Below are 25,636 nucleotides of genomic sequence, written 5' to 3'. Positions count from 1 at the left end.
CTAAAAAGCAGGAAAATGTGTTGCTACCTGTTTATTTTTCCCGTCGGAACCCTTATTACTTGATATACTGAAGATGCCTTCAGAAAAACATGCATTGAACCTCAGAGCCGTTGTCTTCTAACACGCATTAAGGGGGTTATAATGGAAAAGAATAGTGAAGTGATCCAGACCCATCCACTTGTCGGCTGGGATATCAGTACCGTAGATAGCTACGATGCGCTGATGCTGCGTTTGCACTACCAGACCCCGAATCAACTTAACCGTGACGAAGCGGAAGTTGGACAGACGCTGTGGCTAACAACAGACGTCGCCCGTCAGTTTATTTCTATTTTAGAGGCAGGTATTGCAAAAATAGAATCTGGCGACTATCAGGAAAATGAGTATAAACGGCACTAAGCTTATGCCCACTTTTCTCTCTACAGGCACCCTCGCGGTGCCTTATTTATTTCTCCCTTGTCTAAGCCCGCGTTGTTAATTACTCTGCTAACAAAACGTCAGTTTAAGAGATGCATATGAGATACGACTTAATCATTATTGGTAGCGGCTCCGTGGGCTCTGCCGCCGGTTATTACGCGACGCAGGCAGGGCTGAAGGTCCTGATGATCGATGCCCATCTTCCTCCTCATTCGGAGGGTAGCCATCATGGCGATACTCGCCTCATGCGCCATGCGTACGGAGAAGGCGAGCGCTACGTGCCGCTGGTGCTGCGCGCCCAGACGCTGTGGGATGAGCTGGCGAAGCAGACCGAGGATCGCATCTTCGAGCGTACCGGCGTCGTCAACCTGGGCCCTGCCCATTCTGAATTTCTCGCCAGCGTCGAGCGCAGCGCGAAGGCCTTTAATCTGGACGTGGAGAAACTGGACGCAACGGGTATTACCGCGCGCTGGCCTGAAATTACCGTCCCGGATGATTATATCGCCCTCTTCGAAGCCCACTCCGGCGTGCTGCATTGTGAAACGGCGATCAAAACCTGGATCGATCTTGCGGCGAAAGCCGGCTGTGCGCAGCTGTTTAACTGTCCGGTGGAAACCATCACCCATGACGAAAACGGCGTTACGGTCACAACGATTGACGGCGACTATTCAGCATCCCGCCTGCTGGTCAGCGCAGGAACATGGGTCACTCGCCTGCTGCCGGAGCTGCCAATCCAGCCGGTGCGCAAGGTCTTCTCCTGGTTCCAGTCAGATGGTCGCTACAGCGCGCAGAATAAATTCCCGGCCTTCACCGGCGAATTGCCGAATGGCGATCAGTTCTACGGCTTCCCCTCAGAGAAGGACGCGCTGAAAATCGGTAAACACAACGGGGGCCAGGCGATCTCCTCCCCTGAAGAGCGTAAACCTTTCGGCGCCGTTCCACAGGATGGCTCAGAAGCCTTCACGTTCCTGCGCACGATCCTTCCGGGCGTCGGCGGCCTGCTGTATGGCGCAGCCTGTACCTACGACAACACGCCGGACGAGGACTTTATCATTGATACGCTGCCGGGGCATGACAACACAATGATCGTCACCGGGCTGAGCGGCCACGGCTTTAAGTTTGCTTCCGTGCTCGGTGAAATCGCCGCGCAGTTTGCCCAGGGCATTACGCCGCAGTTTGATCTAACGCCGTTCTCCCTCTCGCGTTTTAACGGATAATCCGCCGCGGGCTCCGGACGTGCCGGGGCCCGTTTCATTCACACGGCATTACGGGGCGTTATGCGCAGGATCGTTAACTTTCTGATGAACAATATTCGCGAGCATTTTATGCTCTATATCTTGCTGTGGGCGCTGCTGGCCATTATTGATTTTGTTTACATTGTATTTTACTGAAAAGCCGGACTGACAATAATTGACGTTAATTTATATTAGCTGAAACTCTTAATTTCATCTTGCCCGACCTCACTGAATTACATTAACCGATCCTTTTCAAAATCGCTGATATAAATAAAATAACGGTCCATATACTCTTTTTTCAGTTGCAATATTTTGCCGCCCCGTTCATTTTTAACTCCCTGTTAATCTGAAAATGGACATTCTAATGCAGTTGCGTAACGCCTCCCAACGCTACGGAATAATATCCATAGGTTTGCACTGGATATTTGCTCTTGCCGTCTACGGTATGTTTGGACTTGGACTCTGGATGGTCACGCTCAGCTATTATGATGGCTGGTATCACCATGCACCGGAGTTACATAAAAGCATTGGCGTCCTCCTGATGCTGGGGCTGGTTTTCCGCGTCATCTGGCGGCATATTTCCCCGCCGCCCGCCGCGCCGAAGACCCACAGCAAACTGACTCGCGTCGGTGCAGTCGCCGCGCATATTGCCCTCTACGCGCTGCTGTTTGCCATCCTGATTAGCGGCTATCTCATTTCGACGGCTGACGGTAAGCCGATTAGCGTCTTTGGACTTTTTGACGTCCCGGCAACGCTCAGCGATGCGGGCGCTCAGGCGGATACGGCAGGGGTTATTCACCTCTGGCTTGCGTGGAGCGTCGTCATTCTGTCCGTACTGCACGGGCTTGCCGCCCTTAAACACCATTTTATTGATAAAGACGATACGCTTAAGCGCATGCTTGGCCGCTCGTCAGCTGACTCTGGAGCATAAAATGAAAAAACACCTGCTGGGTATCGCACTGGGTTCTCTGTTATTTACCGCCGGTTCCGCCGTGGCTGCGGATTATAAAATTGATAAAGAGGGCCAGCACGCCTTCGTCAATTTCCGTATTCAGCACCTGGGATACAGCTGGCTATACGGCACCTTTAAGGATTTTGACGGCACGTTCACCTTTGACGATAAAAATCCCGCGGCCGATAAGGTCAATGTGACCATTAATACGAACAGCGTCGACACAAACCATGCAGAGCGCGATAAGCATCTGCGCAGTGGGGAATTCCTGAATGTCGCGAAATTCCCACAGGCAACCTTCACCTCCACGGACGTAAAGAAAGACGGCGATAAGCTGAATATTACCGGCAACCTGACGCTTAATGGCGTAACAAAACCGGTCACGCTTGATGCTAAATTACTGGGTCAGGGTGACGATCCCTGGGGCGGTAAACGCGCAGGGTTTGAAGCGGCAGGGAAAATTCATCTGAAAGATTTTAATATCACAACGGATTTAGGCCCGGCGTCTCAGGACGTGGAGCTGATTATTTCCGTTGAAGGTGTACAGCAGAAATCATAATAGATTCGCCCGGCAGGTTTTTACCTTGCCGGGCGTTATTATCATTCCGGGTCAGGGATACCCAGCTTGGTGTTCAGACGGCCGCGTGATTTATTGAAAATCTTGTTGCCGTTTTCACGCCCTGCGCGACGGCGACGCTGCTCTTCTTCCGGCAGGACGCTCTCTTCGCTGCACAGCTCGCTGCAGCAGCCGTTAAACTTCTCGGCACAGGCCGGGCACTGAATGAACAGCAGATGACACCCGTCATTTTTGCAGTTGGTGTGGGTATCGCACGGCGCGCCGCACTGGTGGCACTGGGCAATCACATCTTCCGAAATACGCTCACCCATACGCTCGTCAAAGACAAAGTTTTTCCCGATAAAGCGTACCGGTAACCCCTGCTCGCGGGCGCGGCGGGCGTACTCGATAATGCCGCCTTCAATATGCCAGACCTTACTAAAGCCGTTGTGCTTCATCCACGCGCTGGCTTTTTCGCAGCGGATACCGCCGGTGCAGTACATAACGATCTTTTTATCTTTATGTTCCTGCATCATCTCAACCGCTTTCGGCAGCTGTTCGCGGAAGGTATCGGCCGGGATTTCCATCGCGTTCTCAAAATGCCCCACTTCGTACTCGTAGTGGTTACGCATATCGATGAACACGGCATCCGGATCGTCCAGCATCGCATTGACTTCCGCCGCCTTCAGGTATTCACCGACGTCCGCCGCGTTAAACTCAGGATCGTCGATACCGTCCGCCACGATGCGTTCACGCACCTTCATGCGCAGCACCCAGAAGGATTTGCCGTCATCATCCAGGGCAATGTTCAGGCGCAAGCCGTTAAGGGCCGGGTCAAACTGATAGAGTACGTCACGGAAGGCGCTGACGTTGCTTTCCGGTACGCTAATCTGCGCGTTGATGCCTTCACGGGCAAGGTAGACGCGGCCGAAGACGTTCAGCGCGGTGAACGCCTGGTAGAGCGCATCGCGGGTCGCCTGCGGATCGTCAATGGTGAAGTATTTATAGAATGAGATGGTCGTGCGCGGTTCGGTTTCAGCCAACATGCGCGCTCTTAACATCTCATTCGATACGCGGTTGTGTAACACTGGCATGGTGTACAGTCCTGGAATCGTTAGAGAGAATGAAAAATCGGTCGGCATCATATAGCAAACAAAACCAATTTACATCCACACAATTTACGCTACATTTCACTCACCCTGATTAATCAGGGATAACAATTGCTGTATTCGTGCACGTTTCGAAAGCAGATATTTTGGCTACGTCTCAAAAAATGAGACACTAGCAAAACAGGACGTTTACACACAGGAAAGACATGACCCAGTTACCAAAATTTACTGCTGCCCTTTTGCATCCCCGCTATTGGTTGACCTGGCTTGGCATAGGCTTTTTATGGCTACTGGTACAGCTTCCCTACCCCGTTATTTTCCGGCTGGGTAAATCTCTGGGCCGTTTCGCGCAGGCGTTTATGAAGCGCCGCGCCAGAATCGCGTACCGCAATCTTGAGCTGTGTTTTCCGCAGATGAGCGAATCAGAACGTCACGATATGGTCACGAAGAATTTCGAATCCGTCGGAATGGGGCTCATGGAAACCGGTATGGCGTGGTTCTGGCCGGACAAACGCATGGCTCGCTGGAGCGAGGTAACGGGAACCGGTATGGATCCGGTGCACACGCTTCAGGCCAACCAGACGGGCGTTCTGCTGATCGGCGTCCATTTTCTGACGCTGGAAATTGGTGCCCGCATGTTCGGCATGCAGGCGCCCGGCATCGGCGTTTATCGCCCAAACGATAACCCGGTCATCGATCTCATCCAGACCAACGGCCGCATGCGCTCCAACAAAAGCATGATCGACCGGAAGGATCTGAAGGGGATGATCCGCGCGCTGAAGTCCGGTGAAGTGGTCTGGTATGCCCCCGACCACGATTATGGCCCACAGGCCAGCGTATTTGTTCCCTTCTTCGCCGTTGAAGAGGCCGCCACCACGACCGGAACCTGGATGCTGGCGCGCATGTCAAAAGCGGCCATCGTGCCTTTTGTTCCCCGCCGTAAGCCGGATGGGTCAGGCTACGAGCTGATGATGCTGGAGCCGGAGCTCGCGCCGCCGCTCGACGATGCGGAAACCACCGCGCGCTGGATGAACAGCGTCGTGGAGAAGTGCATCATGCTCGCGCCGGAGCAGTATATGTGGCTACACCGTCGCTTTAAAACGCGACCACAGGGCACGCCGTCCCGCTATTGATCCTCATGCGGCCCCGTCCGGGCCGCATCCCATTTTAGCTTTAAAAGCTCACCCGCATTGCGGCAATCATAACCCAGGCGCATAATTAGCAGGCTTATTACCTTATGCTTCAGGTGCTCTGCACCTCATTATGCGGATAGTTATGTCACCCTCAGATGCCCCCATAAACTGGAAGCGTAACCTCACGGTTGCTTGGCTTGGCTGTTTTCTTACCGGCGCGGCGTTTAGCCTGATCATGCCCTTCCTGCCGCTCTACGTCGAACAGCTGGGCGTGACGGGCCACGGCGCGCTCAATATGTGGTCTGGCCTGGTCTTCAGCATCACGTTTCTCTTTTCCGCGATAGCCTCTCCTTTCTGGGGTGGCCTGGCCGATCGCAAGGGTCGAAAAATCATGCTGCTGCGTTCGGCGCTGGGGATGGCCATCATCATGGCGCTGATGGGCGTGGCGCAAAACGTCTGGCAGTTTCTGATCCTGCGCGCGCTGCTGGGCTTGCTGGGGGGATTTATTCCCAACGCGAATGCCCTGATTGCCACGCAGATACCCCGCCATAAAAGCGGCTGGGCGCTGGGCACGCTCTCCACCGGCGGCGTGAGCGGCGCTCTGCTGGGGCCGCTTGCCGGTGGATTGCTGGCGGATAACTACGGCCTGCGCCCGGTGTTCTTTATCACCGCCAGCGTGCTGTTCCTGTGCTTTATCGTCACCCTGCTCTGTATTCGTGAAAAATTCACGCCCGTCGCCAAAAAAGAGATGCTCCACGCCAGGGAGGTGCTGACCTCGCTTAAGAATCCCAGACTGGTGCTCAGCCTCTTCGTGACGACCCTGATTATTCAGGTGGCGACCGGTTCGATTGCCCCCATTCTGACGCTGTACGTGCGCGATCTGGCGGGTAACGTGAGCAATATTGCATTCATCAGCGGGATGATTGCGTCCGTGCCCGGCGTGGCGGCGCTGTTGAGCGCCCCGAGGCTGGGCAAGCTGGGGGATCGCGTTGGTCCGGAAAAAATCCTGATCTGCGCGCTGGTGATTTCCGTCCTGCTGCTGATCCCGATGTCGATGGTGCAATCGCCCTGGCAGCTGGGCGTCCTGCGCTTTTTGCTGGGTGCTGCCGACGGCGCGTTACTGCCCGCCGTACAGACCCTGCTGGTCTACAACTCCACGAACCAGATTGCGGGGCGTATTTTTAGCTATAACCAGTCATTCCGCGATATCGGTAACGTCACCGGACCGCTGCTCGGAGCCGGGATCTCCGCCAGCTTCGGTTTCCGCGCCGTTTTTATCGTGACGGCGGGCGTGGTGTTGTTCAATGCCATTTATTCGTGGCTCAGTTTATCCCGCGCGCTACGGCCGGTGGCGGAATAAGACGAACGCCTGAAGCTTATTTTCGCATTCATACTTGCAGAATCATATATTCAGCTATTCTTTCCCTGAAACCTTCTGGAAAACAGGGAGACACCAATGACCATGTACGCCACGATGGAAGAAGCGTAAAGTAAAATACATCATGAATTTGTGCCGTCATAATCAACTAAGACGCTCTCACAAATTACTTTCGTACCGTTCCATTCGTCCTTGTAGATACTGGTATCAATCCCTACCCCTGGTTGAAACGTGTACCCAGCATCATTAACAAACTTCTGGTACTTGGCTGTCTGTACTGTAGCGTCAAAGTACCTATGGCCTGAGTACTTAAACCCTGCGGAACCTTGCGGTACGATCCATGCCCCAAAGGATGAAAAAGTACTGGCATGTTCAATCACCTTGTATTCAAACTCTGAGCCTGTATAACGGCCTGTATACGCTTCTGATGTGTTGATCTTGCCGAAAGGAGGATTGCCATAGGCAACATCATAGAAACGGTCTGCTGAGTACTGGAGAGCGTCACCAACGATCCATTCAGCTTCAGGTAGTACCCTCTTCCCGATCATTACGTACTCTGGATTGAGTTCAACACAGGTAATGTGTGTTGGGTTGTTTCTTAAGTACTGGTAGTAACTGAGACGTCCGATACCCGCACATAGTTCGATACACTGACCAGTACAGCCAGCATCAAGTATGAAATCCCATGCGAGCATTTCAGGTGTGAAGAAAGCACCAGTAGCCCCTATACCATCACCTTTGTAGGTGTTAAAGATAAACTCTTTATTGTCTTGTGTTAGTTGCTTATCAGAGTGGATTAAATCCATTACTTGTATGTGTAATGCTGATTCCTTTTTTGTAATTCTTGCCATAAGATACCCTTGTACAGTTGTTGTACGGGTATTTAGGGAAGACCATGAAAAACCAAATTATGCTTCTTATCTCATTAGCTTTAACGGGATGTGCAGCAGTACAATACAATGATGGTAAAACTGTTAGCATTCAGTCTGACGGTTGGTATGGTTTAGATAGTTTACAGAAAACAGCTAATGAAGCATGTCAGCAATATGGAAAGGAAAAGGCAACATATTTTCATAGTGCTAACATGAATCCACATTTACCTAAAGGTAGTGGTGTACAAAATACAATTTGGAAGTGTGAATAACTACTTTCTACACTTGGAGATGACCATGACTGATTCGGAATTTCATAAAAAGTACCCCGAAAAAAAGTATGTTTTTAAATACGGTCTTAGCAAAGAACGAGGGCACAAAGATTCAATTACAGAAACCCCTGTTGAAATTATAGACAAAAAAACCAATCAAACAGTGGCAAGAGTTAAAAAAACAGAAGTTGATGAACCAGGAGGACAAACTACTGTTTTTTGGGAATAATAAAAAAGCCCCTTGTGGGGCTTTGAGTTTAGTTACCACTAAGTAATAGAATGATAATTCTAATAATATCAGATAGTGGGAATGAGAATAAAACGATACCAAAGTAATCTAAGATAGGTACTAAGATATAGTTATAAACAAGAATACCAGTACACGCATAACCTAAAAATGATCTCCAGCCTTTTCCAGCCTTGATCTCTTCACGGTTTGTTTCCTGTGCTTCACTTGTTTTTTCAGTTTCAAGTTCGTCTTTTGACTTAGCAACTTCGGTTTTGTTCTTACTGATAAGACTTATACCGCTTTTGATAAGGTCAATGATAATACTTAACATATGTTATCCTTGTATTTGGCAAACACAAGAAACTACGCGATGACCTTTAAAGATGTGGTTGTAAGATAATAGTACCTTTACTTCTACTTGTTCTTTCATTAGTTCAACCATCAATACATCATCCTCATTTACTTTAGGTGTTGTATGATGATGAAATGACCTGCCCCCACGATTAGATACAACACTCAGTTAGTAACGTCGGAATCTTCATTCTCAGAATGACCCTTTCTCCAGCCCGCTGCAAATTCAGACGGTGTCTGATAATTCAGCGTGGAGTGCGGGCGGCATTCGTTATAATCCTGCCGCCAGTCATTAATAATTTTCCTGGCATGAACGATATCGCTGAACCAGTGCTCATTCAAACATTCATCGCGAAATCGTCCGTTAAAGCTCTCAATAAATCCGTTCTGCGTTGGCTTGCCCGGCTGGATTAAGCGCAACTCAACACCATGCTCAAAGGCCCATTGATCCAGTGCACGGCAAGTGAACTCCGGCCCCTGGTCAGTTCTTATCGTCGCCGGATAGCCTCGAAACAGTGCAATGCTGTCCAGAATACGCGTGACCTGAACGCCTGAAATCCCAAAGGCAACAGTGACCGTCAGGCATTCCTTTGTGAAATCATCGACGCAGGTAAGACACTTGATCCTGCGACCGGTGGAAAGTGCGTCCATGACGAAATCCATCGACCAGGTCAGATTGGGCGCCGCCGGACGGAGCAGCGGCAGACGTTCTGTTGCCAGCCCTTTACGACGTCTTCTGCGTTTTACGCCCAGGCCACTGAGGTGATAAAGCCGGTACACGCGCTTATGATTAACATGAAGCCCTTCACGGCGCAGCAACTGCCAAATACGACGGTAGCCAAAACGCCTGCGCTCCAGTGCCAGCTCAGTGATGCGCCCTGATAAATGCGCATCAGCAGCCGGACGGTGAGCCTCATAGCGGCAGGTCGACAGGGATAAACCTGTAAGCCTGCAGGCACGACGTTGCGACAGACCGGTCGCATCACACATCAACATCACGGCTTCCCGCTTCTGGTCTGTCGTCAGTACTTTCGCCCAAGAGCCACCTGAAGCGCCTCTTTATCCAGCATGGCTTCGGCAAGCAGCTTCTTGAGTCTGGTGTTCTCTTCCTCAAGCGACTTCAGGCGCTTAACTTCAGGCACCTCCATACCGCCATACTTCTTACGCCAGGTGTAAAACGTGGCATCGGAAATGGCATGCTTGCGGCAGAGTTCACGGGCGGGTACCCCAGCTTCGGCTTCGCGGAGAATACTGATGATCTGTTCGTCGGAAAAACGCTTCTTCATGGGGATGTCCTCATGTGGCTTATGAAGACATTACTAACATCGGGGTGTACTAATCAACGGGGAGCAGGTCAGGCATACCCTGTGCTTTCCATTCGCGAACTGTGCTTTCGTTATACCCGTACTGCTTCGCAAGCTGATTCATGCTAATGTTCTTACTCATTTTGTTTATCGTTTCGCCTCTTTATTATTTTTTCACATATATTTAAAACAAAGTGCGTCGAAATCTACGCAGTGTTTTAAGGTCCAAAGAGAACCTATTTTGTTTATTTACCATTTTTGGTGATTGAAATATTTCAGTACTTCATGATAATCTTTTCGATCTACACACATACGAGGTTAGTTTTATGCTGGCTGCGATTTTAAAGTTCTTTGAGTTGTTCACAAAGTTGCCAAAGTCTGTTCAAGAGCAAATCATCAACGCTATTATTCTTACTTTGACATTTGGTTTTAAACGTTTTTTTAAAAAGAAAAAAGAAGAAGATTTACGGAAAGCTACTGAGGAAGCAGTAACACCACAACAATGGAATACCACAGTGGCTGCTGTGAGTAATCTCATGCCTTCTCTTTACTCTCAAAAGAAAAAAGAAGAATTTGCTAACTCAGTTGTTGATTTAATTAGAAGTAATTCATTCATCAAAGAACTTAGTTCTCGCATCGAAAAGATTAATGCTAATGATGAAGAAACTTATGTTGCTTTGTGCTCTATCGAAACTAAAAGGCTAATCATAGAAATGCTTGAAAAGAATACCAAATAAATGATAGCAATTGATTCCAGAATGACAATTTTATAGTTCTTTTTATCGCAAGGAATGAATATGAATCTACAAGCAAGTCTGTTCATAGCCGCAGCAATAGCTATAGCTGCCTATCAATGGGTTAAGCATAAAGGTACGAAAAAAAATTGGGAGAAAGGTAGTATCATTTTTGTAGGCTTATTACTGGCAATACCTGTATTTTTTGTTTCCTCTGTTGCAATTTTTGGTATTTGGGGGCAGGAAGGTCAAGCAAAAGAAGATGCTCAACTGGCAGCACGTAAATCGGAAGAAGATAAAAACCCGATTGGCTACGCAAAAAATCACCATAATCCTGTTTATGAATGTCAACGGGCTATCGAGAAATTAGCTAAGTATGATTTTAAATGGAAGGATTCGATTACCAACCCTGCTTTTGTAACTTACGCATGGGTTAGTAAAGATTCAAAAGTGATTGAAATGTATGGTGATCAGGCTCAAGCTCAGAATGGATTTGGTGCGTATAAGAATGTCCAGTATTCATGCAAATTTAATGGCGAAACTGGAGAAATATTATCTTATAATTTCAATTAATTGTTAATTGATGCCCTACCAAGCTTGGAATTGGTAGGGCTTCATTTAATGAGATCTATTGCAAATTATTAACTTTATGGAAAGGAACTGAACGGTATAGATATCCTTGAACCGCCGTTACTCCAGCATCGCGTAATACTGTTAGCTCTTGGCGTTGCTCTACTCCCTCTACGATTACATAGGGGCAATACTTCATGATGTTCTTCATCAGTATGTTGAATGTAGGTTTCTGTACTTCCTCACGGTAGAACGCCCTATCGATCTTGACCGCCTCATAGCATCCAGTAGTTAACGCCGTAACGTTAGCCCGACCGGAACCAAGATCATCAAGGAACAATCGATAGCCCACGTTTAACAGTTTTTTAAGTACTGGATGATTGATACCGAGTACAAGCCCTTCAAAGTTCTCTGAGATCTCAAGCCTGATGAAATCCAGCTTATCCAATAGCTGAATAATATCCCTGTCAAATACACATAGCCGTGCCTGTACGGTATCAACGTTCACGGTACAGAAAAGCCGGTGTTCTCTGAACCATGACGCATGAACTTCTACTGTCTCTAATTGTTGTTTCAGTAGTTCCTTCTTCCCTTCGACCGTCATGGCCATGATGAAGTACTTGCTGTTCAGTACAGGCAAGTCCTGGCAATGGAAACGGGTTAACAATTCACAACCTACCAGTTGGCCTGATGTTGTCATGATTGGTTCTGCTATGAAGGTTGTATTGATCATCCCTGCTTATCTCTATAATTGGTTAATTATTAATTATTAATTATTGATTATTGATTATTGATTATTGATTATTGATTATTGATTATTGATTATTGATTATTGATTATTGATCGTTGTAGATATCAATGAAAGACTAACCGCACTATAGAAAATTGCTAAACTTATTGAAAATGATCGTTTTTATTTATTTTGTGGTGTTTTATTTGGTGATGTATATAATTACAGTATTCTTGGTTTCGTTTGGAGGGCTAAGAAATGGGCAATAAGAACGGTTACGATCCATCCATACGTAGAGGTGTTCATCAGTTCTCACACGCTGGGGTTTGGTTCATGGTCTGTTATCGGGGAAGTGTTCTTGAGCAATTAAAGTTTGGTGATCGGGTGATATTTGAAGGTTCTGTAGGTGGGGTGTTCTGGCTGGGAACGGTGGAAAGGGATTGTTTTGTACTGATTAGCGAGACACCATTTAACAAGGTATTGGATGCTCTAGTTTATCTACATGCTGAACGCCGTGGGGTTGAACAACATGCTGATGATTGGTTCTGTGGGCAAGAAGAACTGCCATTCTAAAAAATGCCCCTACACATTGACGGCCCCATTGAGTAGGACAGTTCATGTTATTGGGGCATATTCAATTACTTAATAAGTATTGTGTAAAATCTTCTTGTTTGTACTACTGCGACAATAAAGCACCCAATAGCAAAGCATATTTTCATACCATCTTCTATTGGGTGTACATTTAATACATATCTAATTATAAAGTTGAACACTGAAAGCGTTACAAACCAATACAGTAGGAAATACAAAAATGAAAACAGGCGGCAAAGTATATTGCTACTTTTAATATCAAAAATCTTTGCTGTCAGTTTTGTTAATGGTGAGAAAAGCATCGCGATAAAACCAGGTATTATAGTAATTAGAAATATCGCAACAAACATCAAAGGCACTTTTACATATTCATTGCCATTTGGACCAATTATAATAATCAAACCAGTGACAGCCGTGATCAGCCCACCAATCAATAGTTCTTTCGTTCCCTCGAACATCTCAGAGATATTTTCAACAGTAATTTTCATTTTACCACTCTTCACTATAGGCAAGTTCTGAATGATAATATCATTTACAAATTGAAAAAGCCCTGTAGATTCACATCATACAGGGCTTAGTACTGAAATTTTCAGATTACTTCGCTACTACCTGCCAGCGTCCACCAGGCTTTATAATCTCATACTGGTATTGATCATCACACCATACATCTATACGGCCTGAGAAGTTCGCATTGCTAAACGTAGTGACTTTATCGCATGTGTAATCACGCTGGATAAGAGCCTGAGCGAAATCCTTAGCGTCCTGTAACTCTTGATTGGTGAGCTGGGTAGACGGTTCTTCGTGCTGTGCTTCATGCTTAACATCTCCACCTGAGATTTTGAAATACAAAGCGATGAGCACCAATAAAACTACAATAATTTTCCCCATTAGTAACCCTTGTGAACTATCTGGAATACAAGAGGTTGTTTCAACATCCTCTAAATCACAATGGGTAGTATCGGCCTTATGTAGAATTTCTTTACTTCCATGTAAACTGAAGGGGGAGTAACAGTACTGAGGGCTGTCGTATGGTAGCTTCACGCCACACCCACACCTTCAACAAACCTACCCATAGTGGGGGGCGTGAGGTTATGAGTGTACTTTAGGTATGATATAGAGGTAAAGCCATATAAGATTATCGATAAGTTTTTTTAAAGTTAATCCAAAAGCTCAATGCCCTTACCAAGTAGTAAAGGCATTGAGAAAATTAATAGCTAAGCTGTTTTATCTCTGTTGGTGCGATTGGATACTGGTATTCAGGAATAACCAATCTACAAAACATATCAAATTTGGTTAGATGTTCCTTAACCTGATCGATAGGAACCCCAACATGACGTAATGAATTGATAAGAATATCATTTTCAAAGTCGGGTCTTCCATAATACGCACATTTATTATCAATGATTTGATTATAGAACTGTAGTACATCATTATAAGTTTGAATTTCAGTATCAGTTTTATAATCAAAGGACTTTATTGACATGTTTCCGTCATTACTTTCAATGCTGACTCGTAAACTATCGAAATATAAAAAAGCACTACGGAATTCACTCTTAGGCTTTTCTATATTTTGGTCTGAGATATTAATGAAACTCTCTGTACTCAGTGCTAGTAGATTAGAAAAAAGATCACCCTTCTCTATAGTTACTAAACCATCAGTACGTGTATAGACACCATCCTCAAAATGATAATAGTAATACCTCTCATTATCAAATAACTTATAAAAGCCAATAATATCATCTTTCATGCGAAAGATTACACCATCCACTAATTCTATAGCAGAATAGTCACATTTATTATAATTCATTTTTCTTCCTTAACTAGGGTACGTAGAACATAATATAGTCTATATATGAAATGTCGGGATACGTCTGAGGATTAGTTAGTAAAACCTCATGTGTACTAAGGATAGTCCGGGCTAACTGAGTAAACGAATGATCGCTGCTTTCACTCAAGCGATATATCTCATATATACCATTATCAAGGGCAAGAATTTTATAGCACATAACGATTCTAGATATTAAAGTGTCAGCCTTATATAGGCATATATTAGTCATAGCGAAGTGCCAGACTTTCAATATCTATTAGTTTACAAGAGTTAAACAAGTAACCTTGTACACCCCACACCTCTAAACGCCTTGCTAGTTCAAGTTGTTCATCTGTCTCTACGCCCTCAAAGACAATTTTGTCACATTTCTTTTTATAGAGTACAAGACCTTTAAAGGGCTGTTCTTTCTTGGATTCCCGCCAGAAGTAATCACGGTCAATCTTGATTAGTTCATAGTGATTCGTATCGACCATGTTTATATCACAGTACCCTGCCCCCATGTCATCCAGCCATACCTTTCCAAATCTAAAGCATAGTGTTTCTATTAGCTTAGTACGGGTGTGAACTTCACATGTGGCCAGACTCTCAGAAATTTCAAGCCGCACATAATCCATACCCCTTAGTAGGCAATCCTTCTCTGGTGTTCGAATAATACATTCGATCATATCCCTATTAACATTGAGGCTACATAACAGATTGTTCTTTGTGAAGAACTCACTTTTTTGTCTGATAGCATTGATTTGCTCTCTGAGTAACAAGCATCTTTCTTCATTGCTCATGCTGTCAATGGCAGTATCCGGCGGAAAGAACTTACCATCCTGATCTTGGGTGCGAGTTAGGATTTCCACACCTCTTAACCTCATGGATACTGGGTCTACTAACGGCTCCACTATTAAAAAATGTTTCATATCAATCATTTCCCTTGGCTCAGTATTGTACATAATCTAAATGAGAATAAGTTAATATATTTTATTTGTTATCAGCCTATGTTTATAAATATACAAGAATTTTACATATTTTCAAGGTTTTGAACGTAAATTGGGTACTTGTCTCAAATATCCGGTTCTCAAGGGGTTTAAGATTGTATTTCATCATTTACGCAAGTATCATCTTTCCTTATGGTTTCTTAATGTTAATCAGTAATAATGAAACTATAATTTGGTCTTAAGAGTTATATGGGTTTATCTGGTAATTCTATTTTTAGATGATTAGGAAAGATATTCATTGCTCGGATTATTGTATCTAACTCCAAGTTAACTAAAGATTGTTGGAAGTATGCTGCCTCGTCATCTGATAAGTCCTTAGTTCTGGTAGTACTGTACCAGTAGTAGAGTGATTAATAGAAAGGGCTTAAACAGCCCGATAACCCGACAAGGGCAAAGCCCGCGTAGTTACTCCAAAAGACGGCAGACCCCAAACAGTATAGGTTTTCACTTCCTTCAGTAGTCGATAGACAAAAACAAAAGACGTGGCGTTCTTCGAGTGACTAGCGAGAAAACGCAAGTTTACGATCTTATCTTTTTGGTTTTACAGAGACTAACGAGCAAAGCGAGTTAGGATCTATGAGACTGAATAGACAAGTAAGGCATTTACTTTAAAGTGTATATTATATTAAGTTACGGGAATCAATATATGGTATGTAACCAATTGGTTTAACTACTATATATTGTGGCATCAACCGTATTTTACTCATAATAACCGTATTTTCGACGTATACAATACGGTTATAGTTACGGTTATTACTCCCATATAAATCAATTACTTATTCATTGCTACTAGTCGTTCAATTAAGGTAATAAGATCCGCACCTTCATCTTTTAGCAGTTCAACTAGTGCTACATGTTCTTCAGTTACGGTATTCTTTGGTTTGTATTGCTTCATTCTATTAAGGGATTTCCCTTCCTTTACTAGTACTTCAAACGCCTGTGATACTAGGGTTGCTATGCGTTTGTACTTTTCACGCGATGATTTACTATCTGGATAGTTTTGATTTTTATTCTGTCTGAATAGTTTTAGATGTTCAAATACCATAACTTCACTGAATTCAGGAGCATTCTTTACTATCGCAAATACATCTTCTTCCGGTACACGGTTTTTACCTAGAAAAGTACTTTTCTGGATTATCCCACGCATTACTTCTTTTGCTTCACTAGATAGTGAATTAAAGCAAATTAAACGTAGTTCATTCTGGATCATTTGATTATTGTGTATTGTTTCTTTTCTTGCCATTATAATTCCCCCTTAATATGGGGCTGTCACTCCTACATGATAGCCCCTAAGTTATTATGCTTTTTTGATAATTCTTGTGTAACTATGTCGTGTAGTATTACGGTTCCATAGTTGATTGAAGTGAGATGTAATCCCAATGTATGAGTACTTTCCAGTATTCCACGCATCAATAATTTGTACTTTCTCTTCTTCGGTGAATCTATTCCAGCTACGTTTATTTTTCGCTTTAGCCATATTCTCTTTTTGTGTAATCCATTGTAGGTTATCCACGTGATTGTTTAGAGGATTACCATCAATATGATCAACAACTAATTTCAATGATTCATCACGTTCAATAAAAGTTTCTGCGATTAGTCGATGAACTTCTACAGTTCTACTATCACCACCTTTGACAGATAGTGTTACTTTGTAGTACCCATTAGATTTTGAAGGGGTTAGCTTTAGTAGTGTTTCTGTCTTAGTATTGAATACATCACCTTCATTACTTACCACATAATATTCATATTTCGTTTCTTTCCATATTTTCATATATAACTTCCATATTACCCGCGTTACTTCCTGTAATCGCGTTTCTACTTATTGTGTGGTTAGTAGACAACCAATTAATTACTTACTGTTTAGTACAATGTACTGATCAATTAAGTAACCTACAGCAGAAGATAGAGTACCCTTTGATACCTTACCTTCATCAATCAATTTCTTTAGTACCTCAACCTGTGAATTAGATAAACGTGCGGTTATTACGTTATCTTTTCTATCCTTAGATTTATTATTCTTCATTTAATTAACTCATGTAATTTGTATACGTATACGTTATTTATCCCAAGCAAAAAAGATAGCCCTTTTTAGGGGGCTATACTTTAGCAATATAGGAGAATTATAATGTTACCATCTATTTAGTCTCTGATGGCTGGAGAATTGAATTATACTTCGCAGTTCGGCTACGTGAACGTTTTCGATCATTCAAAAAGCCATATCTATATTATAGGACATTTTTTGTGTCTGTCCCAAATATGTTGTAGATACCTACATTATACCGTGAAAAAATCACCCGATCCAAAATTCTTAGGTTTTTTTCTTGCGTATTACATTAGTACTTTTATTTATGTATTGTCTTATGTAACGTTCTACAAATCGTATCTTTATTGGAAGTGCTAGTACTGTGAGAATCATAAACATCAATACTAGTATTGTGTAGATTGGGAATAGTAAGAATTCAATTAAAAGTTTTAGCATGTATACGCCTCCTGTATTGTATACATTTATTTATATAAAGAGGGGTAATCATGTGAGTTATTGTAATAGAAGTACTGATATGAACATACCAGGTTGGAACATTTCAATACTATAGCCCCTGAATCCTTCCAGGGGCTATAAGAAGGTAATGTACCTTTAACCGTCGGCAAACGGTAGAGGCGGCAACCTCATTTCAGTACTACCTTTCACCAACAGGAGTTTTGGATTGATTGTTATTATATCAAATAGAAGGTTTTTTCACCAAGAAAAATCTCACATCGCCTGATATCAGTCACCCTCACAAATCACTTAACGCAAATTTTTGCTGTGACGCGTTTTGAGAGGCTCTATTACAAAACCATATCAACGCATTACCATATACAAAAAAGCCTCGCATACGAGCGTACACGAGACCAAAATTAAACTTAAAACGTAAAATCTTGTTTTTACAATAATCAAATACTTATCGGAAAATTAGATAGTCTGCCTTGCGATTTATCATGGCTTGTACTATTCAACGTTATAAATAGTTAGCTTTACTATTGTTCTTCAAACATAAAAACACCCTGCTAATACCATCAAATACTAGCAGGGCAAAAAAATGTATCGTATTTCGCTTACGTCCCATGACAACTATCATCAAAGTACTGCTAACTACTCAACTGATACTACTTTATTATTATTGTCAATTTAACTATAGACTACTTTCAAGTACATCACTATGTACTTTGGAAGTAACGTTAGATTTATCACAAAAATACATGTAACGATTGTTAGTTACATTTTTAAAAGAGAAATACTATCATTACTCAACTTTGTATTTTTCAATAAACCCTTCAGGGATATGGTTACATTGTTCATATGAAAATGCTCCACAACTCATAGATCGTCGCCAGTATGAATACTACACTGAAGATGTAAGGCCAAAATCTAAGGATTAACCAACCAAGACCGCACACTAGGCCAATACCAAGTATCATATCTATAAGCAGGTTAATCCACATACTAATAATTCTCTCCAGTACTAGTCAATCCATTCGATCTGATCTTCGTTCAGTTGGTATACAAACTCATCTGGCTCTCTTCCAACCATCATTGTAGTTATGTAATAGAGTAAATCATCTATTGTTTTAGTTCTACTTGCATACAATACCCAGGCATTACCATTCGATTCTACCTTGAAAACAGTTTTACCACCTTCTCTTACCTGATAAGTACGTTCGTTATCTTTTTCTGATATGGCTATTTCACTAATCAACTTGCCACTGTTATCGGTAATCAGGATATGCTTAAGCACTTCTCTATGGTAGGTAATATCATAGAGATAGTAAGCACCAATGTAACTAGAATCAATTCTTCGACACTTAATTGAGGAAATCACCTTCGCTATATGCTCGTTAGCTTTTCTTCTAAGTACTGTGTTGTCCTGGTCTGTGAGCTTTTCTACATCATAGTTATAATCCAAACGAAAAATTTCACTTTCGTTTTCAAGTGCACTTATCTTTTCAGTTAATTCATCTTTTTCTATAATGCGTTTTCTTTTGAATTCCATGATAGCAAAGAGTTCATCTTCATCGCTGGCACTCCTGACCTTATCATTCAGCAACACTATTTTTTCATTAATATCTGACAGTTTCCTTTTCAGTACTTCTAAAGATTGACTCTGTTTTTGATCATTATAGATTTCATCAATATTGAGATTTTTAATGTGCCCTAATAGCACCTTCTCACTTTCAAAGTACCGAAGCATTTTTGAGTTACATTTCTCATCTTTTGTACGTTGTCTATAACACCTCAAGTACTGCCCACCATTAGACATACTTTGAACGATCATTGGGCTACCGCATTCATGGCACTTAGTTAAACCGTTAAAGAGATTTCTTTGCTTCGTTGTAGTACTTCTTTGCTTTTTGGAGGATACATTTCTATCCATCATAGATTGAATTTTTGAAAACAACTCATCATCAATAACTACTGGATAGATACGTATTGCATTATCATTTGCTTCTTTCTTAATCTTAATATTTCCCAAGATTCGCTTTTCAGCGTCACTGGTACTTTCATTTTCTTTCTTCAGGATGGTTGAGTACTTGCCGATTAGATACCCATTTAGGCGGCGATCCCTCAACTTGTTATAGACTGTGACCGTGTTCCACCCTCTGCCATTGTATCTATCGCCTTCCCCGTTAAGCCGATTCACGATTTCTGTCACACCATAGCCATCACTATACCACTCAAAAATTTTGGTTATCGTTTGTAACTTCTGAGGGTCAATCTCATATGACTTTTTATCGTGGCTGAGAGAAAGCCAGTCAGGTGTATTGTTGTTAAGAGCAACACCCGTAGACAATGATTCTTCTTTTCGTCTGTTCCATGATTTTTTACTGATACGGGCTTTTCTTTTCGATTCCTGGTGAGCACGTTCGATACTGGTGGATAATGCGGATAACTTGTGGTCGAGTTTGTAGCTGTAAATTTGTCCAGTCTCAACCTCTACAATATCAATGTTACGTTTGATTAAAAAAGTAAACTCATCGATAGCATCGTAGCCTTGCTTACGTGAAAAGCGGTCTACAGACTCGATTAGCAAGCAACCTTCAGTTATCTCCCCTGCCTCTACACGCCGCTTAAACTGACCTAAAGAACCTTTGGTAAAGTTATGCCCTTTGTACCCTGACAGACCTTTATCACTTTCCAGTACTTCGTAATTGCTTGGATCAAGTTGATACCCTAATTCGGTGGGCAGTTTAGCGTTTTCGAGGAAGTCTAATACTGTACTGATCTGGCGATCTAAGCCAAAAGCATCAACCTGCTGTAAGCTCGATACCCTACTATAAATGTAGGCTTTGACAGTTCGCATTCATGCACCTATACATTTGATAAACATAATCAATGAGGAACTCATTATGTCCGATAAAGAATATGTATTCTATAGTACGCTGGAAGAAGCGATTGATGCCGCTCGTGAAGAGTTCCTCGCCGATAACCCCGGCGTTGAGGAAGAAGATGCCGACGTGCAGCAGCTTAATATCCAGAAATACGTTCTACAGGACGGGGATATTATGTGGCAGGCCGAATTCTTTGCCGACGAAGGCGAAGAAGGGGAATGTTTGCCGATATTAAGCGGTGAAGGTGCGCAGGCCGTTTTTGATGGCGATTACGACGAGATTGAGCTGCGGCAGGAGTGGCTGGAAGAGAACACCCTGCACGAGTGGGATGAAGGTGAGTTTCAGCTCGAGCCGCCGCTGGATACGGAAGAAGGTCAAACCGCGGCCGATGAGTGGGACGAGCGTTAACTGACGCTACTCGTACGGGCCGTGGCTGGCGTCAATGGGCAGTAAGAGGGTGTCAAAAATCAGCGAGAACGGCAGATCGAGCACGGTCAGGTAGCGCCATGCGGAATCGCGGACATCCCACTTCACGCCCGGGTAATACTGATTCCCATGGCCCTGCCCTGGTATGGTGCGGCTGATGATGCTGCCGCAGCCGCTCAGCAGGCACGCCATCAGTACGACGATGAGTATTTTCATGAGTCACCTCTAAAAAAATACCGGCGATTAAGCCGGTATTTTATCTGGCGGGTGGCGCTTCGCTTACCCGCCCTGGTTAACGACTGACTTCGTCTTTAGCGCCAGCGGATTCAGCTTAACGTCCTTGTAATAGTTCACCCACGAAGAGTATTTCTCCGGAGCGGACCACACGCGGTAGTGAAGACGCGCCATTGTCACCGGGTCGCTCAACAGCACCAGACGGCGATCGCGGTTGAGTTTTTCCGGGGTCTCGTTAAGCGCCTGCTCAACGTGACGATCGCGGGCAATCTCCAGCACCTGGCTGGCACGGTGACGCGCCGTCGCCATTGCCGTTGCCAGGGCGTTGAATGACGGGTTAAACACGGCGTGCATAAACCCATCGTCCAGCGAGCGATTGCGGTTCTGTTCCAGGTAACGATCGGTATCCACCAGCACCTGCGGCGGGGAATACTCTTCCGGGATCAGGAACAGCTTCCAGCGTTTGGTTCGCAGCCCCACCGTTGAACGGCTAGAGATGACGGAGACAAACGGCGACAGGATCAGGGAGAAGACAATCGGCGCCAGCCAGAACAGGAAGCGCAGATCCAGCCAGGCCATCCCGGCCGCCCACACCAGACCCAGCAGCAGCTGAGAACCGTGGCGCATAAAGGCTTCACCCCACGGCGTGGAGTCGTCATCACGCTGCGGTGAGTTCCAGACCACTTCCCAGCCCAGGAACGCACTGACCACAAACACGGTGTGGAACAGCATACGTACCGGCGCCAGCAGCACGGAGAAGAGCACTTCCAGCAGCAGTGAAAGGGTCACGCGGAAGAAACCGCCGTACTCTTTCGAGCCTTTGCACCAGATCAGGATGATGCTGAGCAGCTTAGGCAGGAACAGCAGCACCATGGTGGAGGCAAACAGCGCAATCGCCAGCTCCGGACGCCACTGCGGCCACACCGGGAACAGCTGGCGCGGTTGCAGGAAGTACTGCGGCTCCGTCAGGGCATGGACAACCTGCAGCGCGGTAGAGAGCGCGAGGAACATAAACCACAGCGGTGCGGAGAGATAAGACATCACGCCCGTCAGGAACACCGCGCGGTGAACAGGGTGCATCCCCTTCACCAGGAACAGGCGGAAGTTCATCAGGTTACCGTGACACCAGCGGCGGTCACGCTTGAGCTCGTCCAGCAGGTTTGGCGGCAGCTCTTCGTACGATCCCGGCAGGTCGTAGGCAATCCAGACGCCCCAGCCCGCACGGCGCATCAGCGCCGCCTCCACGAAGTCATGCGACAGAATAGAACCGGCAAACGAACCCTCGCCCGGCAGCGGTGCCAGCGCACAGTGCTCAATGAACGGCTTCACGCGGATAATGGCGTTGTGACCCCAGTAGTGCGACTCGCCCAGCTGCCAGAAGTGCAGACCGGCCGTAAACAGCGGGCCGTAAACGCGGGTGGCGAACTGCTGGCAGCGCGCATAAAGGGTGTCCATACCGGACGCTTTAGGCGAGGACTGAATGATACCCGCGTTCGGGTTGGCTTCCATCAGACGCACCAGACCGCTCAGGCAGTCACCGCTCATGACGGAGTCAGCGTCCAGCACCACCATGTAGCTGTACTGATTACCCCAGCGACGGCAGAAGTCATCGATGTTGCCGCTTTTACGCTTCACGCGACGACGGCGACGGCGGTAGAAGATCTGGCCTTCACCCTGCACTTCTGCAATCAGCTCCATCCACGCTTTTTGTTCCGCCACGCAGATATCCGGGTTGTAGCTGTCGCTCAGGATGTAAACGTCGAAATGCGCCGCGTTGCCGGTCGCCTTCACGGACTCCCAGGTCGCACGCAGGCCCGCAAATACGCGGTCAACGTCTTCGTTACAGATAGGCATGATCAGCGCGGTCCGGTGCTCGGGGTTGAGGGGTTCATCCCCGACCGTTGACGCTGAAATGCTGTATTTGTCCCGTCCCATCAGCAGCTGCAGGAAGCCCATCAGCGCGGTCCAGAAACCGGCCGAAACCCAGCAGAAGAGCACCGCGAACAGCAGAAGAATACCGCTCTGGAGGATATACGGCAGCAGCTGCATGAAGGAGACCCAGAGATCCTGGCCCATCATGTCCGTCGGGTTGATGAACGCCCAGCCCTGATAAGGCAGGATGGTTTTCATATACCAGGTCGCGACGACCGTCTGCGCCAGCGTCAGAAGCAGCAGGATATAGCGACGGATGGTCCCCACGGTACGCCATTTCTGTTCGGAGGCCTGCTCTTCTTTCGTCAGGCGCGACAGATAGCGCGGCGTCACATCACGCCCGCGCAGGCGATCCCAGAAGCGACCAACCGGGTTGGTGCGCCAGGGATCGGGGAACATCGAGGAACGCGTCGCCTTCGGCATCGCCTGAAGCTGATCGCGTCCTTCGTCGTCTTTAATCAACTGCCCTTCTGCCAGCGAGTCCGGCCAGGCCTGCTCCAGACGCGCCTTCACTGACCCGAGCGGCGTATCATCATCACGGGTAAACTGACGATGTTCGCCATCCAGCGCGGTGTGAACCGCGCGGATGTCGCTCTTAGGCAGTGCCGCTTTTTCGATATCCGTCAGCGGCATGGCATCAATATATTCAGATGTATTATTCATTGGCAGGTAGCTGATAGCTCCAGGTTTCACTCAGCGGCTGATCGTTACTGACCAGCGCAGCGCGCATTTCAGTGGTCTGTTTCGGATCTTTCACTTTTACGCGCAGGGTCAGACGCCAGCCTTTGGTTACCGGGTTATAACGCACGGTATTCTCAACGATTTCACCGTTATCACCGATGCTGGCCTGAGCGGCAACGGCGGTATCCGAAGACAGTTTCTTCATATCCTGGCCCGTGAAGTCCACGACAAACGCCACGGTACCGTCAGGCTGACGAATAAGATTAGACTGCTTCACATCACCCGTTGAGCGGCGAGTCTGCATCACGTACGCGTTATCCGGCGCGTGCAGCTTGTCTTCATCGCGGCTGAAGGTAATGGTGTACTTGAAGTTCATCTCTTTACCGGCTTCCGGCAGCTGATCCGGCGTCCAGTACGCGACGATGTTATCGTTGGTTTCGTCGTTGGTTGGAATTTCTACCAGCTCGACCTTACCTTTACCCCAGTCACCGTTTGGCGTGACCCAGGCGCTTGGACGCTGGTCATAGCGATCGTCCAAATCTTCAAAGCGGGAGAACTGACGACCACGCTGCAGCAGGCCAAACCCTTGCGGGTTTTCCATCGCGAAGCTGCTCACCGCCAGATGTTTCGGGTTGTTCAGCGGACGCCAGATCCACTCCCCGTTACCGGCATGAATAGACAGCCCGTTGGAGTCATGCAGTTCCGGGCGGAAGTTAGTTGCCGGCGACGGCTGGTTCGGCCCAAACAGGAACATGCTGGTCAGCGGCGCAACGCCGAGTTTGCCCACCTTATCACGCAGGTAAACCTTGGACTGCACGTCAACCACCGTGTCACGACCCGGCATGATCACAAAGCGATAGGCGCCGGTTGCACGCGGGGAATCCAGCAGCGCATAGATGGTCAGCCGTTTGTCCGTTGGTTTTGGACGTTCAATCCAGAACTCGCGGAAACGCGGGAACTCTTCACCTGACGGCAGCGCGGTATCAATAGCCAGACCACGCGCGGAAAGCCCGTACACCTGCCCGGCGCCAATGACGCGGAAATAGCTGGCGCCCAGCATGCTCACGATTTCGTCGTTTTTATCTTTGCTGTTGATCGGGTAAAGCACCTTAAAGCCTGCGAAGCCCAGGTCTTTCACCGTATCTTTGTCGTGTTGGACATTGCCGAAATTGAAGTAATCCGGGCTGTACTTGATCTTACGTACCGCGGTCGCCGTCACTTCATTGATGGCAACAGGCGTGTCGAAGTACATACCCTGATGATAAAACTCAAGCTTGAACGGGGTTTTAATATTGCTCCAGTACGCTTTGTCGTGGTTGAACTGGATCTGCTGATAGTCCGCATACTTCATGTCGCGGAAAACGGAGGGCAAGTTACTTTTCGGCGCTTCGTAGCTCTTGCCTGCCATCGATTTTGCCTGTTTTGCGACATCGTCGATGTTAAAGGCCAGTGCCGATGAGGTATACAGTGATAACACCACTGCAGCACCCAACCAACGCATTTTCATCATCTGTGGTTTATGTTTCATAATAAGTAAGCACTTCCCCCTTTGTGTGCTTATATCGATCCGATCCATTTTAATGGAAACTCAGGCAATCCGACAACATTATCACTGCTTTGTTCAGCTGCTGGCTCATGGAATAAGCAAATGAAAGAACCCGCTTTTCACTTTGCGTGCTTATCCTGGAGACAGGGTGTCGGTCTTGGTGTAGGGTTGGCTTCGAATGTAACCATTATGAGTCTTAGGGATAA

The 25,636-nt window shown here is 46.0% G+C and carries 28 protein-coding genes; 13 read left to right on the top strand and 15 right to left on the bottom strand.

Features of this window, described 5'->3' with window-relative positions; genetic code table 11:
- The first annotated feature begins 141 nt into the window (after positions 1-141).
- From bssS to FY206_RS09740, 5 genes are all read left to right on the top strand, one after another.
- Positions 142-396, top strand: coding sequence for a biofilm formation regulator BssS (bssS, locus tag FY206_RS09760; protein WP_003858012.1), 255 nt, complete (start codon positions 142-144; stop codon positions 394-396).
- A gap of 116 nt (positions 397-512) precedes the next feature.
- Positions 513-1,631, top strand: coding sequence for an N-methyl-L-tryptophan oxidase (solA, locus tag FY206_RS09755; protein WP_032639615.1), 1,119 nt, complete (start codon positions 513-515; stop codon positions 1,629-1,631).
- Positions 1,632-1,691: 60 nt separating this feature from the next.
- Positions 1,692-1,805 (top strand): YceO family protein, encoded by a 114-nt coding sequence (locus tag FY206_RS09750; protein ID WP_032639612.1) that lies wholly within the window; start codon positions 1,692-1,694, stop codon positions 1,803-1,805.
- 208 nt (positions 1,806-2,013) lie between these two features.
- Complete coding sequence (locus FY206_RS09745) at positions 2,014-2,580, top strand: cytochrome b (RefSeq protein ID WP_032639610.1); 567 nt, start codon at positions 2,014-2,016, stop codon at positions 2,578-2,580.
- Position 2,581: 1 nt separating this feature from the next.
- The gene (locus tag FY206_RS09740) at positions 2,582-3,160 is read left to right on the top strand and encodes a YceI family protein (protein WP_032639608.1); all 579 of its coding nucleotides are present in this window, start codon (positions 2,582-2,584) and stop codon (positions 3,158-3,160) included.
- 41 nt (positions 3,161-3,201) lie between these two features.
- Here the strand turns inward: FY206_RS09740 and trhO are convergent, their stop codons facing one another.
- The gene (gene trhO, locus FY206_RS09735; protein ID WP_032639607.1) at positions 3,202-4,251 is read right to left on the bottom strand and encodes an oxygen-dependent tRNA uridine(34) hydroxylase TrhO; all 1,050 of its coding nucleotides are present in this window, start codon (positions 4,249-4,251) and stop codon (positions 3,202-3,204) included.
- Between the two features lie 221 nt (positions 4,252-4,472).
- On the opposite strand from trhO, the gene FY206_RS09730 reads away from it, so the two are divergent.
- Together FY206_RS09730 and mdtG are read left to right on the top strand one after the other, a co-directional pair.
- On the top strand, positions 4,473-5,399 hold the full coding sequence (locus tag FY206_RS09730) for a Kdo(2)-lipid IV(A) acyltransferase (protein ID WP_032639605.1): 927 nt from the start codon (positions 4,473-4,475) through the stop codon (positions 5,397-5,399).
- Between the two features lie 142 nt (positions 5,400-5,541).
- Entirely contained in the window at positions 5,542-6,759 is a 1,218-nt protein-coding gene (gene mdtG / locus FY206_RS09725) for a multidrug efflux MFS transporter MdtG (protein WP_032639603.1), read from the top strand.
- 140 nt (positions 6,760-6,899) lie between these two features.
- Here the strand turns inward: mdtG and FY206_RS09720 are convergent, their stop codons facing one another.
- A complete protein-coding gene (locus FY206_RS09720; RefSeq protein ID WP_032639601.1) occupies positions 6,900-7,628 on the bottom strand; it encodes a class I SAM-dependent methyltransferase in 729 nt (242 codons plus the stop codon).
- 44 nt (positions 7,629-7,672) lie between these two features.
- On the opposite strand from FY206_RS09720, the gene FY206_RS09715 reads away from it, so the two are divergent.
- Positions 7,673-7,921: a hypothetical protein gene (locus FY206_RS09715; RefSeq protein WP_223232808.1), complete on the top strand. Its 249-nt coding sequence runs from the start codon at positions 7,673-7,675 to the stop codon at positions 7,919-7,921.
- 25 nt (positions 7,922-7,946) lie between these two features.
- A complete protein-coding gene (locus tag FY206_RS09710; protein WP_126547654.1) occupies positions 7,947-8,150 on the top strand; it encodes a hypothetical protein in 204 nt (67 codons plus the stop codon).
- 28 nt (positions 8,151-8,178) lie between these two features.
- On the opposite strand, the gene FY206_RS09705 is transcribed toward FY206_RS09710, so the two are convergent.
- Positions 8,179-8,481, bottom strand: coding sequence for a hypothetical protein (locus tag FY206_RS09705; RefSeq protein ID WP_023292979.1), 303 nt, complete (start codon positions 8,479-8,481; stop codon positions 8,179-8,181).
- 185 nt (positions 8,482-8,666) lie between these two features.
- Positions 8,667-9,787, bottom strand: a protein-coding gene (locus FY206_RS09700) for an IS3-like element ISSen4 family transposase (protein ID WP_085950818.1) whose coding sequence is annotated in 2 segments (ribosomal slippage) — positions 8,667-9,529 and positions 9,529-9,787 — 1,122 coding nt in all. Because the reading frame shifts where the segments join, the coding sequence is not laid out codon by codon here.
- A 344-nt stretch (positions 9,788-10,131) separates the two neighbouring features.
- Between FY206_RS09700 and FY206_RS09690 the strand changes: the two genes are divergently transcribed.
- A complete protein-coding gene (locus tag FY206_RS09690) occupies positions 10,132-10,542 on the top strand; it encodes a hypothetical protein (RefSeq protein ID WP_077064571.1) in 411 nt (136 codons plus the stop codon).
- 60 nt (positions 10,543-10,602) lie between these two features.
- The gene (locus FY206_RS09685; RefSeq protein ID WP_077064572.1) at positions 10,603-11,112 is read left to right on the top strand and encodes a hypothetical protein; all 510 of its coding nucleotides are present in this window, start codon (positions 10,603-10,605) and stop codon (positions 11,110-11,112) included.
- A gap of 55 nt (positions 11,113-11,167) precedes the next feature.
- Here the strand turns inward: FY206_RS09685 and FY206_RS09680 are convergent, their stop codons facing one another.
- The gene (locus tag FY206_RS09680; RefSeq protein ID WP_077064573.1) at positions 11,168-11,842 is read right to left on the bottom strand and encodes an EAL domain-containing protein; all 675 of its coding nucleotides are present in this window, start codon (positions 11,840-11,842) and stop codon (positions 11,168-11,170) included.
- A 255-nt stretch (positions 11,843-12,097) separates the two neighbouring features.
- Here FY206_RS09680 and FY206_RS09675 point away from each other — a divergent pair, with 255 nt between their 5' ends.
- The gene (locus tag FY206_RS09675; protein ID WP_077064574.1) at positions 12,098-12,412 is read left to right on the top strand and encodes a hypothetical protein; all 315 of its coding nucleotides are present in this window, start codon (positions 12,098-12,100) and stop codon (positions 12,410-12,412) included.
- 65 nt (positions 12,413-12,477) lie between these two features.
- On the opposite strand, the gene FY206_RS09670 is transcribed toward FY206_RS09675, so the two are convergent.
- From FY206_RS09670 to FY206_RS09640, 7 genes are all read right to left on the bottom strand, one after another.
- Positions 12,478-12,918, bottom strand: a complete 441-nt coding sequence (locus tag FY206_RS09670; protein WP_059305894.1) for a hypothetical protein — start codon at positions 12,916-12,918, stop codon at positions 12,478-12,480.
- A gap of 106 nt (positions 12,919-13,024) precedes the next feature.
- Positions 13,025-13,471, bottom strand: coding sequence for a hypothetical protein (locus FY206_RS09665; protein WP_131825689.1), 447 nt, complete (start codon positions 13,469-13,471; stop codon positions 13,025-13,027).
- Positions 13,472-13,637: 166 nt separating this feature from the next.
- Positions 13,638-14,237, bottom strand: a complete 600-nt coding sequence (locus tag FY206_RS09660) for a hypothetical protein (RefSeq protein ID WP_077064576.1) — start codon at positions 14,235-14,237, stop codon at positions 13,638-13,640.
- A 242-nt stretch (positions 14,238-14,479) separates the two neighbouring features.
- Positions 14,480-15,166 (bottom strand): EAL domain-containing protein, encoded by a 687-nt coding sequence (locus tag FY206_RS09655; protein ID WP_167513846.1) that lies wholly within the window; start codon positions 15,164-15,166, stop codon positions 14,480-14,482.
- An 850-nt stretch (positions 15,167-16,016) separates the two neighbouring features.
- Positions 16,017-16,487 (bottom strand): hypothetical protein, encoded by a 471-nt coding sequence (locus FY206_RS09650; RefSeq protein WP_045890787.1) that lies wholly within the window; start codon positions 16,485-16,487, stop codon positions 16,017-16,019.
- A gap of 54 nt (positions 16,488-16,541) precedes the next feature.
- Positions 16,542-17,015 carry an HNH endonuclease signature motif containing protein gene (locus FY206_RS09645; protein ID WP_052702695.1) on the bottom strand — a complete coding sequence of 158 codons (474 nt, stop codon included), beginning with the start codon at positions 17,013-17,015 and terminating at the stop codon, positions 16,542-16,544.
- Positions 17,016-18,747: 1,732 nt separating this feature from the next.
- Complete coding sequence (locus FY206_RS09640; protein ID WP_080500353.1) at positions 18,748-20,583, bottom strand: recombinase family protein; 1,836 nt, start codon at positions 20,581-20,583, stop codon at positions 18,748-18,750.
- Between the two features lie 46 nt (positions 20,584-20,629).
- Here FY206_RS09640 and FY206_RS09635 point away from each other — a divergent pair, with 46 nt between their 5' ends.
- Positions 20,630-21,019: a MysB family protein gene (locus tag FY206_RS09635; protein WP_032639599.1), complete on the top strand. Its 390-nt coding sequence runs from the start codon at positions 20,630-20,632 to the stop codon at positions 21,017-21,019.
- 6 nt (positions 21,020-21,025) lie between these two features.
- Here FY206_RS09635 and FY206_RS09630 read toward each other — a convergent pair whose 3' ends face one another.
- The 3 genes from FY206_RS09630 to mdoG all read right to left on the bottom strand — a co-directional run bounded on the left by FY206_RS09630 (position 21,026) and on the right by mdoG (position 25,412).
- Entirely contained in the window at positions 21,026-21,253 is a 228-nt protein-coding gene (locus tag FY206_RS09630) for a YceK/YidQ family lipoprotein (RefSeq protein ID WP_032639597.1), read from the bottom strand.
- A 63-nt stretch (positions 21,254-21,316) separates the two neighbouring features.
- The gene (gene mdoH, locus FY206_RS09625) at positions 21,317-23,866 is read right to left on the bottom strand and encodes a glucans biosynthesis glucosyltransferase MdoH (RefSeq protein WP_077064578.1); all 2,550 of its coding nucleotides are present in this window, start codon (positions 23,864-23,866) and stop codon (positions 21,317-21,319) included.
- Positions 23,859-25,412 (bottom strand): glucans biosynthesis protein MdoG, encoded by a 1,554-nt coding sequence (mdoG, locus tag FY206_RS09620; protein ID WP_077064579.1) that lies wholly within the window; start codon positions 25,410-25,412, stop codon positions 23,859-23,861. The genes mdoH and mdoG overlap by 8 nt, the downstream gene beginning before the upstream one ends.
- Between the last annotated feature and the right edge of the window lie 224 nt (positions 25,413-25,636).

The sequence above is a fragment of the Enterobacter chengduensis genome (assembly GCF_001984825.2).
GTDB classification, from domain to species: domain Bacteria; phylum Pseudomonadota; class Gammaproteobacteria; order Enterobacterales; family Enterobacteriaceae; genus Enterobacter; species Enterobacter chengduensis.
Note: the sequence above shows the minus strand (reverse complement) of the source record. Positions and strands in the feature narration are given on the sequence as shown.